Origin of the sequence: Ketobacter sp. MCCC 1A13808 (genome assembly GCF_009746715.1) — a bacterium.
Lineage (GTDB): Bacteria > Pseudomonadota > Gammaproteobacteria > Pseudomonadales > Ketobacteraceae > Ketobacter.
Window position 1 is genome coordinate 39,960 of sequence record NZ_VRKW01000016.1, and the last position, 14,843, is coordinate 54,802.

Genomic DNA, 14,843 nt, shown 5'->3' on the forward strand with positions numbered 1-14,843 from the left:
GGGCGAATTAGCGGCGCTGATGCCGATTCGTAACCTGCCGTTGCCATACTATGGATTCAACCTGCAGTTGCTGCCATGCGAGTGTGCACAGAAGAGTGCCGGTAATTCGCATAATGTGCAAACTAACTTGTTTGGCTTAATAGACTAAGATTACTGATATTAAACGGAAATTAAGTAGGGGAATGTAATGGTCAACCTGTCATTGGGCGAAGGGTACGCGTCTTTAGTAGAGCGTTTGTCTGAAATGGTGAGGGAACGGTTCGATAGTAGCCATTCTCCGCATACAGAGATGGTATCGGAATTTGCCCGGCATTTTTATTCTGCTGCCCCGGTGCAAGAACTTCAACGCAAGCGGGTCGAAGACCTCTATGGGATGACGGCCGGGCTGTGGAACTTTCTGCGCTCGCTGCCGGATAATCAACCCCGCATCCGGGTTTTTAATCCGCGTCATGAAGATCACGGCTGGCAAAGCACCCATACGGTAGTAGAGGTGCTGGCACCGGACTGCGCTTTCCTGGTGGATACCGTGATGATGGAAGTGGTGCGCCGCGGTATCGCGATTCATACGGTGATCAACAGCGTGTTTCGGGTTAAACGTAATGACCGGGGTGAACTGATTGATTTGAGCTTCGACATGCAGGATGAAGCTGCCGGTAACAAAGAGGCGCTGATCCATCTGGAGATAGGCCGCCAGCCGGATGAAGACCTGGTGGGAGTCACCCCGGATTCCCTGCGCGAGACCTTGCGGGAATTGAACGCAGCGGTCGATGATTTTAGCGAGATGCAGCAACGCTCGATCGAAATCAGTCACGAATTAAACGAGCTGGCAGATAATCAGACGGGTACCTCATTACAGGAGGTTCAGAAGTTTCTTGGCTGGCTGGTGAATAACCATGTCACCCTGCTTGGCATGAAGGAGTACACCCTGGTAGAGCGCCAGGGGGGGTCCGCATTTGAAGAAGTTGCCGATAGAGCGTTGGGCGTGTGCCGGGTTTGCGATAGCCTGGATTTGATGGAGCGGGATGGTGGCGAGCTGATCGATCCGGAGAAACTGATCGTGTTCGGGAAGTCCGGCACCCGTGCCCGCTGGCACCGTCCCGTGTATATGGATTTCATCGGAATCCGTAAATGCGACGCCCAAGGCCGGATTATCGGTGAATACCGCTGGCTGGGACTGTATACCTCGCGGGTGTTTAACAATTCACCCAGGGAATTTCCGATTATTGGTCAGAAATTGGGGCAAGTTATTCAGGGCTCTGGATTGGAACAAAATGGCCATGATGGCAAACGGCTGATGCAAATACTGGAAACCTTTCCCAGGGAAGAGCTGTTCCAGACGCCAACCCAGGATTTGTTGAAAACAGCCGTCGGTGTGTTGCATATCCAGGAACGACGCCGCCTGCGTTTGTTTGTGCGGAAAGGGGAGTTCGGACGCTTTTTATCGTGTTTGATTTACACTCCCCGAGACAGCTATTCCACTGCATTGCGTAAATCATTTCAGAAAATATTGTATGAATATGTCGATGTTGAAGACATGGAGTTCAATACCTATTTCACCGAGTCCACCCTGGCGCGGCTCTACATTGTGTTGAAAGTAAAAAGAGGCTCCAGCGCCGATTTTGATGTCAATGAAGTGGAGGATCGCCTGGTAGAACTCGCCCGTAGCTGGAGTGACCGGCTTTATGAAACGCTGATAGAAAGTTTTGGCGAAGATCGTGCCGGTTCCTTACACAGTGCGTATTCCGATGCGTTCTCTCTAAGCTATCGAGAGGAATTCGGCACCCGCACGGCAGTAACCGATATCGAACACTTTGAGTCTTTATCTGAAGCCAATCCGCTCAGTGTTTCTTTTTTTCATTCACTTGAAGACGATCCGAAAGCATTGCGATTCAAGCTTTATAGGCTGGATAAGAACATTCCGTTATCCGATGTGTTACCGATGCTGGAGCATTTGGGGTTGCGGGTATTGGGCGGGCGACCGTTCCGGGTTGTTACCCGTTCTGAAAACACGATTTGGGTGTACGATTTTGCTGTACGCTATTCCGGCGACAAAATTGTTGAAATGGACAAAGTAAAGCTGAAATTTCAGGAGGCTTTTCTTAACGCATGGAAAGGCTTTGCAGAGAACGATAGCTTCAATCGTTTGGTGTTGGCAGTGGGCTTGAATTGGCGGGAAGTGGCGATGTTGCGGGCCTATGCAAAATACTTTAAGCAAACCGGATTCGCGTTTAGTCAGGCTTACATTAAGGATGCGCTAATCAACCATCCAGGGGTGACCCGCTTGCTGGTAGACCTTTTCGAAGTGCGTTTTTCACTGCATTCAGGGTCGGATGAGGCTGATGAGGCGCAACTGAAAGCCCGTCTTTTGGAGCAGTTGGATCAGGTGCAAAGTCTGGATGAAGACCGAATTCTGCGGCGATATCTGGATATGATGTCCGGTACAGTACGCACCAATTTTTATCAACAGGATGAGTCCGGCGCCGCCAAACCTTATATCTCACTGAAATTTTCTCCCCGCACTATTCCGGATTTACCCAAGCCGCTGCCCATGTACGAAATATTTGTTTATTCACCGCGTGTGGAGGGTGTGCACTTGCGCGGAGGGAAAGTTGCCCGCGGCGGTCTGCGCTGGTCTGACCGGCGTGAAGACTTTCGCACAGAAGTGCTGGGTCTGGTGAAAGCCCAACAGGTGAAAAACGCGGTGATTGTTCCGGTGGGAGCGAAAGGGGGCTTTTTCCCGAAAAAATTATCCAAGACCGCTAATCGGGATGACATGTTGGCCGAGGGTATTGCCTGCTACAAAACCTTTATCCAGGGTTTGCTGGATATTACCGACAATTTGGTCAACGACAAGGTCGTGCCGCCGCCGAACGTAGTGCGTAAGGATGAAGATGACCCGTATCTGGTGGTGGCGGCAGATAAGGGGACCGCAACTTTTTCTGATATTGCCAATAGTCTTTCGGAACAATACGGTTTTTGGTTAGGCGATGCTTTCGCGTCCGGTGGCTCGGTGGGCTATGACCATAAAAAAATGGGTATCACTGCACGGGGGGCATGGGTGTCGGTGCAACGGCATTTCCGCGAACTGGGCATTGATGTACAGAGTTCGCCGGTTACTCTGATCGGCATCGGCGATATGTCCGGTGATGTATTCGGAAACGGGTTGTTGCAGTCGCGCTGTTTACAGATGGTAGCGGGTTTTAATCATTTGCATATTTTCATCGATCCTAATCCCGATCCGGAAACCAGCTATGCCGAACGTGAGCGGCTGTTCAATCTTCCCCGTTCCAGTTGGGCGGATTATAACAGTGAACTGATTTCAGCCGGCGGCGGCATTTTTCCCCGGTCGGCTAAGTCGATCCGAATTTCGCAACAAATGAAAGACCGTTTTCTGATTGAAGCAGACGCACTGACACCCAATGAATTAATTTCGATGCTGCTGAAATCTCCGGTAGATCTGATCTGGAATGGTGGGATCGGAACCTATATTAAGTCATCAAAGGAACAGCATTCCGATGTCGGTGACAAAGCCAATGATGCGCTTCGTGTTAATGGTTGTGACGTAAAAGCCAAAGTGATCGGAGAGGGTGGAAATCTGGGCATTACCCAATTAGGACGAATCGAATACGGCCTTAACGGGGGCTTATCGAATACGGATTTTATTGACAATGCCGGGGGTGTCAATTGTTCAGACCATGAAGTGAATATTAAGATCCTGCTCAACGATGTGGTTGCCAATGGCGATATGACCATGAAACAACGTAACCAGTTATTGGTGGAAATGACGGACGAAGTCGCTCAGTTGGTGCTGGATAATAATTATCGACAGACCCAGGCGTTGAGCATTGCCCGCAGTGAAACCCAATACCGAATGGCAGAATATAAGCGTTATATTCATTCCTTGGTGTCGGAAGGTAAGCTGGATCGTGAGTTGGAATGTATTCCTGGTGATGAAGAGCTACATGATCGCATCATTAACGGCAAGGGATTGGTCCGGGCAGAGCTGTCGACTTTACTGTCGTATACCAAAGCCATCCTGAAGGATGAGCTTACCCATTCAGGGCTGCCTGATGACGAATATATTTGCCACGAAATGGAAAAGGCATTCCCGCAGGTACTGGTAGAACGCTTCAGCAAATCCCTTTATCAACATAAATTGCGCCGGGAAATTGTGGCCACCAAGGTGGCCAGCAGTATGGTGGATTTTATGGGGATTACCTTTGTCTATCGGATGAAGGATGCGGCTGGCTCCAGTGTAGAGGATATAGCGCGGGCTTTTATAGCCTCACGGGATGTGTTTAATCTGGAATCCTGGTGGCAGCAGATTGAGCAACTGGATTACAAAATTGACGCCGATGAGCAACTGAAAATGATGTTGATGTTGATTCGTCTGATGCGCAGAGCGACGCGCTGGTTTTTACGGAATAATCGCAGTGGTGTGAATGTAAATCAGGCTATCGAACGATTCCGAGATGGTGTTACCGCTGTCGCCAGCGGCTTGCCTACCGTGCTTAGTGGCCCGCGCCGTGAGGTATGGGAGCGCAGACATAACGGCTACGTCGAAAAAGGTGTGCCTTCGACGCTGGCAACGTTTATAGCCGGTGCCGACAGTATGTTGCCGGTGCTCGGGATTATTCAGGCGGCAGAAATGACCGGTAAACCAATTCAGGATGTGGCGGAAGTGTATTTCGCCTTGGGTTCCCACCTGGATCTGTATTGGTTTAGCGAAGAGATCAACGCACTCTCCATTGATAATCATTGGCAGGCATTGGCCCGTGAGGCGTATCGGGACGATCTCGATTGGCAGCAGCGCACATTAACCGTCGGTGTGTTACAAACGGAGTGCGATGCGACTTCGGCAGACCAAAAGGTTCAAATCTGGGCCGATCATCATCAAACGATGATAGGTCGCTGGAAGTCGCTGATCGGGGAGTTCCATTCAATGGAAACAAAAGAGTTTTCTATGTATGGGGTTGCCCTGCGGGAGCTGATGGACCTGGCGCAATCGACCCTGCATCGTGAGGCCGATAAGCCTGCTGTCTGAAACCCAGGCGTTTGGCAAAGTGTGAACAAGGTGTAACGAATCTGTGCATCTGATCGTGGATATAAGAATAAGCCGGGATGACTATTTGCTCTGGTACCGGGGGGCAGCTCAGGTGATTCATGCCCGCTCCAGAGACGGCCGTAGTGTACGGTTCCCGGCGCAGGCTTTGCAGCCCTACGTTTCCCATAACGGCGTGGAGGGGACTTTTGCGATTTATTTTGATGAGAATCACAAACTGGTCAGGGTAGAAAAGCTCGCGGGGGCAGGATAGTCGGGACGCCAGCGGGTAATTTGGCCGGTGTACTGGTATAATCCCGCCAAATTTTACTAGGTAACGTCCCATGTTGTATGCCTTGGCAAAGCGCGCCCTTTTTGCCTTATCTGAAGAAACCTCACACCACCTGGCCCTGCAGGGGATCGCGACCGCCCATAAGCTGGGCGTGCTTCCCTGTTTTGTTACCAAGCCGGACCTGGAAACCGAACTGTTCGGGCTCAGTTTTAAAAATCCAGTGGGTTTGGCTGCTGGTTTGGATAAAAACGGCGATTATATAGACGCTCTGGGAGCGCTGGGTTTTGGATTTATCGAAATAGGCACGGTTACCCCGCGTCCACAACCGGGAAACCCGACACCGCGATTATTTCGTTTGCCGCAAAAGCAGGCGATTATCAACCGTATGGGTTTCAATAATAAAGGGGTTGACCATCTTGTTAGTCAGGTAGAAAAATCCAAATTCCAGGGTGTGCTCGGCATTAATATAGGCAAAAATTTTGACACCCCGGTCGAACGCGCACTGGACGATTACCTGATATGTTTGCGAAAAGTGTATCGTGTTGCTGATTACGTGGTTATTAATATTTCCTCGCCGAATACTCAAGGACTACGCTCTCTCCAATACGGTGATAGCCTGGACGAGCTGTTATCGGGGATGAAAAATGCGCAGCAAGAGTTAAAACAGGCGCATCGTAAATCGGTGCCGATACTCGTTAAAATTGCACCGGATCTGGAACCGGAAGAAATAGATACCATTGCGGCACAGTTCAATAAGCACAAGGTGGAGGGCGTTATCGCTACCAACACCACCTTGTCGCGGCAGGGCGTCGCAGGCTTGCGTTACGCCAACGAGCAAGGTGGGTTGAGTGGTGGTCCTGTGTTTGACCGTTCGACGGAAACGCTGCAAGCGTTGTGTAATACCTTGTCTCCCTCCATACCTGTGATCGGGGTGGGTGGCATTTTGAATGGTGACGATGCGGTCCAGAAAATCAAGGCAGGTGCTGGCTTGGTGCAGGTTTATAGCGGTTTTATTTATAATGGGCCGAAATTGATTGCGGATTGCGTTGATGCAATCGAACAGTTTTTTGATAGTCTTTAATTGAGCAGGGCCCCCTGGCGGGAGCCCTGTAGGTGGGCAGCCTTATCTAGCTGCCAGAGTGCGGGAGGCACTCTACTATTTAAAGGTTTTGCGTGCTCGCTTCGTTGCTTCAATTCGGTCTGAACGTTGATATCCCCGAAATGAGATGTATTGGCCTACCAATTCGAGCAAGTTAATCAGAAGGCTTAAAGGTTCGCTATTTTATGAATACCGGAAACGCCAGTATACCCTTCCCATTGATCGGTACGTCCTTCGCGCCAACCGCCGAGCCAAACTTGTCGTGCAATGGTTTCAGTGAAAGGGCAGGAGTCTTTTGAGCGACCGCTCACACCTGCTTGATAGCCACGAGTATAGGCTCTGCTGGATTTATCGCGTTTTTGTCTCTTCATAAACTATCGACCTCGTTTTCCTAGTTATAGGTTTTTGTGAAAATTGAAGCGTGAAGTTTGTGCTTGCATGTCTCCTTGGAGGATGATTGCGGGGAAAAGTTCCGGCGTCCTTTTTTCAAAGGCCGGACTTATATTAGTACCGAAGTTAGACGTGAATGTCGACATAAAATTTGTCATATAAATGACACGCTTGTATTGATTTAAGTAATAGATAAAACCCTGATCAACTCGGGTTGCTTTATAATTCAGAGAGTTAATTAAAGGTGTTAATTCATAATGAATGAGATGGATTGGAATACATCGCGCTTGGTAATCACCTGTGCTGGTGGACTGGAACGTTTTTTATTGGAAGAAATTCAAGGCATTGGCGGTGATGACTACCAATTAGTGGGGAGTGCGGTGGAAGGCCCTGCAGGGCTGAAAAATCTCTATCAGTTTTGTCTTTGGTCCCGTATCGCCTCGCGAATTTTGCTGCCTATTGCGGAGTTTGAATATAAAAACGAGCAGGAATATTACGAAAGCTTGCGTCAGGTGCACTGGCAGATGCATATGGATGTGAAAGACAGCCTTTCCATTTCGGTGTCTAAAGATGCTTCGGTTAACCTGAATACGCAATATATTATGTACAAAACCAAGGATGCAATTGTCGACCATTTTCGTGATTGCGTCGGTGATCGCCCCAATATAGATACTCGCGCCCCCGATCTGCGCATTCATGTTCACTTTGGAAAAAGTAGCGTGCAGGTGTCGCTGGAATTGTCCGGTGAGCCACTGCACCGGCGCGGTTACCGTGTGGCGCAAAACGAAGCGCCGATCAAAGAAACACTGGCTGCTGCGTTGTTAATGAGTGCCGGTTGGCCAAAGTTTGCTGATAATCTAATTGATCCCATGTGTGGCTCCGGTACCTTGCTGATCGAAGCCGCTATGATGAAGGCCGATATTGCGCCTGGATTAATACGAAAAGGGTTTGGCTTTGAGCGTTGGCGTTATCATGATGAAACACTGTGGCAACAAGTCATAAGCGAAGCAGCCGGGCGTGATTTGTCAGAAAAAATTGAATTTTCCATCAAAGGGTACGATGCAGATCAGAATTCGATACAGTCGTCCTTAAATAATATTCGTGCAGCGGGGCTAGATGGTTGCATTCACGTTGAGCGCCGGGAATTAATCAACTTTTCGGTGAACGAAAAGGTGGCTGCGCAGGGCGGTGTAGTGGTAATCAATCCACCTTATGGTGAACGTCTTGATAAAGACACCCAATTGATTTTTCTTTATCGGGCAATGGCTCGTTTGCTGCAGAAGAACTGTATGCACTGGTCAGTTGGTCTGATCAGTAATCAGGTGGAGTTTGTCGATGCATTGCAACTTGAAGATCCAGCGACTTTCAGAGTCTATAACGGTCCGATCCGTTGTGTCATTCGTTCCGGAAAAGTGGTAGAGCGCCCGACACAATATCAACGATTGCCGTTACCAATGCGTCAGATAAATGCGGAAGTCGTCCCTGCGGTTGATATGTTGAACCGGATCAGGAAAAACGTAAAAACCATTTCAAAATGGGTTGAACGCGAGCAAATCGCAGCGTACCGAATCTATAACGCCGATATCCCCGAATACAATCTGGCCATCGATTGGTATAACGGGCACCTGCAGGTGCAGGAGTATGCGCCGCCGAAAACCGTCGATCCTGATAAAGCAGCTCGACGTTTACAAGATGCTATCGATGGCCTGCGACTGTTATTTGATATTTCCTTTTCGCACATCCATGTCAAAAGCCGGCAGCAGCAGAAAGGGCGGCAGCAGTATCAGAAGCTCAGCGATAAGAAGCGAACCTTTCTGATTGAAGAGGAGCGGGCGCTACTGCTGGTGAATCTGGACGATTACCTGGATACGGGGGTGTTTCTGGATCACCGTCCGACCCGTATTGACATCCAAAAGCTGGCTAAAGGTAAACGTTTTCTGAATTTATTTTGCTATACCGGAGCCGGCACCGTTCATGCGGCGCTGGGCGGAGCGAAGAAAACGGTATCGGTGGACATGTCGGCTACTTATCTGAACTGGGCGCGTAATAATTTGTATATTAACGGATGCTCAGAATCGGTTCATGAGTTGATCCAGACGGATTGTCTAAAGTGGTTGAAAACCACTAATGATCAGTTTGATGTCATTTTTCTGGACCCGCCTACCTTTTCTAATTCAAAGCGTATGGACGGTCATTTTGATGTGCAGAAATCCCAGGTTGAATTACTGGATCTGGTGATGAAACGACTTGAGCCCGGCGGCGTAGTGATATTCTCGAACAACTTTAACAAGTTTAAGCTGGAGCCGGAACTGGAGCAGCGCTATGACGTGAAAGATAGGACCAAAGCTAGCCTGCCACCCGATTTTTCCCGTGGTAAACCGGTTCACTTCTGTTGGGAGTTTCGGCATAAAGCGGGAGAGCCGAATGTGAGTCACCGTATCTATAAGTAAATCGAATCTCATCAGATACCGGCTGCAGCTTAATCTTTCGTATCCTGGTCGGTTTCGAGGTCGCTGTTTTGCGAATCTTCGACCAGTTGCGTTAATTCGTCGCCGGGGATTTTACTTTGCAGAGACTTTATTTGCGCGCGTAGTTCACTGATCGATTCGTTTTGTTTGTCAATTATGTTGTTCAGCATCTCGGTGTTGTTTTGCGACTCTGTAGTGGTCGTTTCGGAGGCTTCGTTTTGCAGCTGGCTAGTATGAAAAGATTCATGTAGTAAAAACACAACTTCGCGTAATTTTTCACTGTGTTCCACGTTTTCGCATAGCGCCAGTAATGCTTTATAGAGCTTAAGTTCGAGATCATGACGGGAGTCACTTTCGTCCGTTATTTCCCCGATCATTTCTGACAACGGTTTTAGACTGGCCAGTTGCTCGTCCAGCGCGTGTTTTTGTTTTGATAAGGTTTCGATAATAGCGTTTTTGGTGTTGATTTCTTCGGCATGAACTTCACTGAGAAGTGTGCGGGCTGCGTCCAGGCGGGCTTCAATACCTTCACTTAATTGAATGGCGAACGTGTTGTAGCTTTTGATTTTTTCCCGCCACGGAGGGTTTGTACTGGCTGCATATTCCTGCAAAAGCGATAACTCACCCTGTAGCGCGGCGTAGCGAATTGATATGGCCATATCTTCAGGCTTGTAATCAGCCTGGAACGCGATGGTTTCTGTACTGCAGTGGGCGGTGGTGTCGTCTAATTCCAGCTGCAGGTGATGATCCAGGCTGTCGCCGCTGATATCCTCTTTAACGGTGGTTAGAATGGAGGTAAGGTAGGCGATTGTTTTTTTCTGACGGCGAAGCATTAATAGCAGTATGACAACTGCTATGACCAGCACTAATATAACCTGGAGTGTGACTAATAATTCAGTGGACATGTCGAGTATTTGTTTCCGCAATAATACCAGCCATATTATTTCCAGTATGGTTCAAAAATTTAGAATTGCCCGTTATTAAACGGTTGAAGTCGCTCAAAAAAACGACGGTTTGAGCTGGGGTGCGGTTGTGTTTATCGCAAATTGTTTGCATTGTCACTGTAGCCAGGGCCAGGGAGCGCGTTCGGGGGCGTGCTGATCCATCTTCTAACTCTTTGAATATATGACTATAGTTCAATCTGGCAATTGATTTATTTCAAATTCATCCAAGGATAAAAACACAAAGGAGATAGCGAATGGGTTGGCGGGCTTTAGGTTTGGTGCTGTTGTTGCTGTTTGCACCAGTTGGCTTTTCTCAAAGCACTGCAGTACCGGATGCCTTGCAGCCCTGGATCGATTGGGTGTTGCAAGAAGCGCCTGAACGAACCTGTCCATTTCAGATGACCGCTTTTGAGCGCCGCCAATGTGCCTGGCCGGGCAAGCTGGAATTATCCGCTACAGCATTGGGCTTGGATTTCTCGCAGCAGTGGACGTTGTTTTCGACGCAGCGGGTTTTTTTGCCCGGTTCAGACGGTTACTGGCCACAAAGCGTCCTGGTTAATCAGGAAAAGCACTTGGTGGTGGATTTCAAAGGGCAAGCCTCCATCGAACTGCCGCCCGGCAATTACGCAGTACAAGGCACCATTCCCTGGCAGCGCATACCGGACACGATACCCATTCCGCAAAACACCGGTATTGTTTCGTTAATGGTGAATCAAATTCCGGTGGAGCATCCCAAGCGCGATGACAACGGCCGTTTGTGGCTGGTGCAACGGCAGGCAGAGGCAGGCGCTGACAACACAGAGACAGAGGACAAGCTCAGTCTGCGGGTGTATCGCCAACTGGTGGATGATATTCCGTTCCGCATAGAAACCCATTTAGAACTGGAAGTCTCGGGTAAAGCCCGGGAAATGGTGCTGGGAAAAGTGTTGTTTGATGGTTTTCAGATACGCCGTTTTGACAGCCCTCTGCCTGCGCGCATCGAAAACGATGGGCGGTTGCGGGTGCAGTTGCGCCCGGGCCAATGGACCCTGGATTTGATTGCGCATAATCAGAAACCGGTTGATCAGGTTTTTCTGGAAAACAGCGAACACGGGTTTTGGCCGGAGGAGGAGGTCTGGGTATTTCAAGGCAAACCGGAGCTGCGCCAGGTGCAGGTGGAAGGGGTTGACGGTATTGATCCTAACCAAACCTCGCTTCCGGAGGCGTGGAAACGCTGGCCGGCTTTTCGGCTAAGCAGCGGACAAGCGATGAAACTTTCGGTGTTGCGGCGCGGTGATCCGCAGCCCGCACCCAACCGATTGCAAAATCAACGGGACTTATGGCTGGATTTCGACGGTGCCGGTATGACCGTACGGGATCGCCTGCAAGGCACGATGACTAGGGATTGGCGGCTGAACGTGGGGCAAGGCATGGCCCTGGGGCGCTTGACTCTGGACGATAGACCTCAGGTCATTACCGAGGTCGGTAATGAGGTTGGTGTTGAGGTGCGCCAGGGTAGGTTAAACGCCGAAGCCTTGAGCCGGTTTCAGCTTAAAGAGGGCACCCATAAGCAGCGTTTTCCGGCTTCCGGCTGGCAGCTTGATTTTGATCAGTTAAGCGGGGTACTGCATCTGCCCCCGGGGTGGCGGGCGATGATGGTGTCAGGCGTGGATACGGTCAGTAATACCTGGATCAGCAGTTGGAGCGTATGGGATGTGTTTATCGTCCTCATTGCAGTGGCTGCCATTATTAAATTACGGGGTATTTGGACGGGAGTGATCGGTGGCCTGTCCCTGTTGCTGATTTATCCGGAAGAGGCCGGGTTTTTGTATCTATTGTTAAATTTGATAGCGGTGATGGCGATGCTTTCGTTGTTACCGGAGGGCCGTCTATTCCGGTTTCTGCGTTGGTATGCGAGCGGAGCGATGATCGTGCTGGTGCTTTGGATGTTGGGCTTTATGGTGGAGCAGGCCCGATTCGGGATGTATCCCCAGTTGCAGAAAAGCTGGGTGACTATGGGCCAGGACGGACCCTCGGGAGCCGCAATGCCGGGTGCGCAAACTGACAGCGTAGAAAGCAGGATAGCTGCCGACGGGATTGCGGAACCGGCGATGTCTTCGGCGATGATGGAAGCGGTGTCCGCGAATCGTTATTCACCCAAGCTGCAGGCCGGAAAAAAAGAGGCAGCTGTTGCGCAGCAGTACATGGATCAAGTTGATCCGGGCCTGTCGGCGCAGACCGGGCCGGGTATACCATCTTGGGATTGGCAGCCAATTTACCTGCAGTGGAGCGGGCCGGTGACGCAGCAGGAACCATTAACCGTATGGTTGATGTCGCCGCTGGAAAGCCGGTTTTTAAATGGCTTAAGAGTGGTATCCGGATTACTTTTGCTGATGGCCATTCTGGGATTTAAGCGTCAGCGCGGCCAATGGCAATTTGCTTCATGGAAAGGCAAGGCAAGTACGGCCATTATGGTGTGTGTATTGGTATCTATTTTGCCTTTTGCGCAAGAGGCCAAAGCGGATATCCCCGATCCCGAATTGCTCAATAGCCTGAAACAGCGATTATTGACTGAAGAGGACTGCACTCCCGCCTGTTTGTCCGTGATGCGCACCCGCATTGACCTTTTAAAAAGCCGGCTGACAGTCAGAATGCAAGTACATGCGGTCCGTAATGTGATCTGGGCTTTGCCGCAAAGTGGACAGCAATGGCAGGTAGACGGGCTTCTATTGGACGATCAGGATCACCCGTTGGACTCGCCTGACGCCAATTCTCCTTTGCGAACGTTTATTCCGCAAGGCGAGCACGAAATCGTCATAACCGGGCTGGTGTCATCGCAACAGGACTTTCAGCTCAGTTTCCCTGTTATGCCTCACAACGTGGAGCTGAACTTGTCCGGGTTCACTTCGAAAGGGTTGGATAATGGGCGCTTGCGTAGTCATGTTTTGTATTTCTATCCGATTTCCAGCACACAACAGCAAGCGGAAAAACAAGCCTTCAAAACGCAAGCCATTGCCCCTTTCGTCCGGGTCGAAAGAGAGTTACGGCTGGGTTTGAACTGGTATCTGGAAACCCGTGTACGGCGTGTCGCACCAGCCGAGGGCGGGATCAGTCTGGAAATTCCGTTACTGGAAGGGGAATCCGTTACGACGCGTGAAATGCAGGTGGAAGCAGGCAAAGCGATTGTTGCCCTGCAACCGGGTGAAGATACCCAGACTTGGTATTCTGCTCTGGATAAATCCTCACTGATCAAGCTGGAGGCACCCGATACCGCGTTGTGGTCGGAACATTGGATTGTGAATCCTTCTGCATTGTGGCATCTGCAGTTTGAAGGTTTACCGATGGTTAAGGAAAGCGGAGCAGTTACACAATGGCGTCCTCGTTGGCGTCCCTATCCCGGTGAGCAGCTTAACCTGACTATAACCCGGCCTGAAGCAGTGCAAGGGGCCACCCAGACCATTGATTGGATCCGGCAGACCTGGGAACCGGGTCAGCGCGAATCACTGGGCAAACTGCGGATGCACGTGATCACCAGTAAAGGCACGGAGCAACGAATACAGTTGCCGGAGCAAGCCAGAATCAAGCAATTAAAATTGGGTGATGAGTTGCGCTCAGTGGCGGAATCCAACGTTAACCTGATTGTGCCACTCAACCCGGGTGAACATTGGCTCGAAGTGGAGTGGAGCGAACCGCGTACATTGGATTGGAAAGCCAGCACACCGTTGGTGGCTATGGAGGGTGCTTATGTTAACCACAGTATCGGTGTCAGCGTTCCGCGCGATCGCTGGGTGTTATTTGTGGGTGGCCCTGCGATGGGCCCGGCGGTCTTGTTCTGGGGTATTTTAATCGTTTCCGTCATCATTGCGCTGGTGTTGGGTCGGTTTCGTCAGTTGCCGGTGAAAACCTGGCAGTGGTTGTTGTTAATTTTGGGTTTATGCGCCGGTTGGATAGAGGCCATCGTACCCGTGGTTATGTGGTTCTGGATGATGCATATGCGGCAATCAGATTGGTATGCGCGTCTTAATCGCGTGCAGTTTAATTTTATGCAGGTGGTGCTGGCCATCTTTAGTTTTTTCACTTTCATGCTATTGATTGCTGCGATTCCTAACGGGCTGGTTGGCAGCCCGGATATGGGCGTGGTCGGAAACGGGTCCAGTCAGTATTTTCTGAATTGGTTTGTGGATCGGGGGCAGGGCGCTCTGGAAACGGCCTGGATAATCAGCTTGCCTCTTTGGGTGTATCGTGGACTCATGTTGTTGTGGTCATTATGGTTGGTGGTGTATTTGTTACGATGGTTAAAATGGGGGTGGGCGGCGTTTGTACATGACGGATATTGGCATTCTGCTGATCAAAATCCGCCTCCGGAACAAGGGCTGGCAGAACAATGAAAGAGGAATTGATTTTTTATACCACGTTGGGGTGCCATTTATGTGACCAGGCGCGGGAGGTGTATCAGTCGACACTAAATCCCGACTATTTTCATGTGCAGGAAGTGGAAATCGCGGAACAGGATACGTTGATCGAACGTTATGGTACTCGGATTCCGGTGCTTAAAAACCCACTGAATCATCAGGAAATTGAGTGGCCATTCGACCCGGATTCATTGATGCAGTTTTTATCAGATTAAGCT

General features: G+C 50.1%; 8 protein-coding genes. 6 read left to right on the forward strand and 2 right to left on the reverse strand.

From position 1 onward, the window contains the following. Positions 1–187: 187 nt before the first annotated feature. The 3 genes from FT643_RS20035 to FT643_RS20045 all read left to right on the forward strand — a co-directional run bounded on the left by FT643_RS20035 (position 188) and on the right by FT643_RS20045 (position 6,414). The gene (locus tag FT643_RS20035; RefSeq protein ID WP_156873199.1) at positions 188–5,044 is read left to right on the forward strand and encodes an NAD-glutamate dehydrogenase; all 4,857 of its coding nucleotides are present in this window, start codon (positions 188–190) and stop codon (positions 5,042–5,044) included. Positions 5,045–5,087: 43 nt separating this feature from the next. Continuing rightward, the gene (locus FT643_RS20040) at positions 5,088–5,315 is read left to right on the forward strand and encodes a DUF2835 domain-containing protein (RefSeq protein ID WP_317622088.1); all 228 of its coding nucleotides are present in this window, start codon (positions 5,088–5,090) and stop codon (positions 5,313–5,315) included. 73 nt (positions 5,316–5,388) lie between these two features. Beyond that, positions 5,389–6,414, forward strand: coding sequence for a quinone-dependent dihydroorotate dehydrogenase (locus FT643_RS20045; RefSeq protein WP_317622089.1), 1,026 nt, complete (start codon positions 5,389–5,391; stop codon positions 6,412–6,414). A 185-nt stretch (positions 6,415–6,599) separates the two neighbouring features. Here FT643_RS20045 and rmf read toward each other — a convergent pair whose 3' ends face one another. Then, positions 6,600–6,803, reverse strand: a complete 204-nt coding sequence (gene rmf / locus FT643_RS20050; RefSeq protein ID WP_156873201.1) for a ribosome modulation factor — start codon at positions 6,801–6,803, stop codon at positions 6,600–6,602. A gap of 276 nt (positions 6,804–7,079) precedes the next feature. Between rmf and rlmKL the strand changes: the two genes are divergently transcribed. Further along, complete coding sequence (rlmKL, locus tag FT643_RS20055; protein WP_156873202.1) at positions 7,080–9,272, forward strand: bifunctional 23S rRNA (guanine(2069)-N(7))-methyltransferase RlmK/23S rRNA (guanine(2445)-N(2))-methyltransferase RlmL; 2,193 nt, start codon at positions 7,080–7,082, stop codon at positions 9,270–9,272. Between the two features lie 29 nt (positions 9,273–9,301). Here rlmKL and FT643_RS20060 read toward each other — a convergent pair whose 3' ends face one another. After that, positions 9,302–10,195: a hypothetical protein gene (locus tag FT643_RS20060; protein WP_156873203.1), complete on the reverse strand. Its 894-nt coding sequence runs from the start codon at positions 10,193–10,195 to the stop codon at positions 9,302–9,304. A gap of 293 nt (positions 10,196–10,488) precedes the next feature. Between FT643_RS20060 and FT643_RS20065 the strand changes: the two genes are divergently transcribed. Both FT643_RS20065 and FT643_RS20070 read left to right on the forward strand, forming a co-directional pair. Next, the gene (locus FT643_RS20065; protein WP_156873204.1) at positions 10,489–14,601 is read left to right on the forward strand and encodes a hypothetical protein; all 4,113 of its coding nucleotides are present in this window, start codon (positions 10,489–10,491) and stop codon (positions 14,599–14,601) included. Then, a complete protein-coding gene (locus FT643_RS20070; protein ID WP_156873205.1) occupies positions 14,598–14,840 on the forward strand; it encodes a glutaredoxin family protein in 243 nt (80 codons plus the stop codon). Before FT643_RS20065 ends, FT643_RS20070 begins: the two co-directional genes overlap by 4 nt. The last annotated feature ends 3 nt before the right edge of the window (positions 14,841–14,843 follow it).

What these genes read in the sequence shown, in the direction of transcription:
- FT643_RS20035 (WP_156873199.1), top strand. Translation starts at nt 188, where the DNA reads ATGGTCAACCTGTCATTGGGCGAAGGGTACGCGTCTTTAGTAGAGCGT.
- rmf (WP_156873201.1), bottom strand. Translation starts at nt 6,803, where the DNA reads ATGAAGAGACAAAAACGCGATAAATCCAGCAGAGCCTATACTCGTGGC.
- rlmKL (WP_156873202.1), top strand. Translation starts at nt 7,080, where the DNA reads ATGAATGAGATGGATTGGAATACATCGCGCTTGGTAATCACCTGTGCT.
- FT643_RS20060 (WP_156873203.1), bottom strand. Translation starts at nt 10,195, where the DNA reads ATGTCCACTGAATTATTAGTCACACTCCAGGTTATATTAGTGCTGGTC.
- FT643_RS20065 (WP_156873204.1), top strand. Translation starts at nt 10,489, where the DNA reads ATGGGTTGGCGGGCTTTAGGTTTGGTGCTGTTGTTGCTGTTTGCACCA.
- FT643_RS20070 (WP_156873205.1), top strand. Translation starts at nt 14,598, where the DNA reads ATGAAAGAGGAATTGATTTTTTATACCACGTTGGGGTGCCATTTATGT.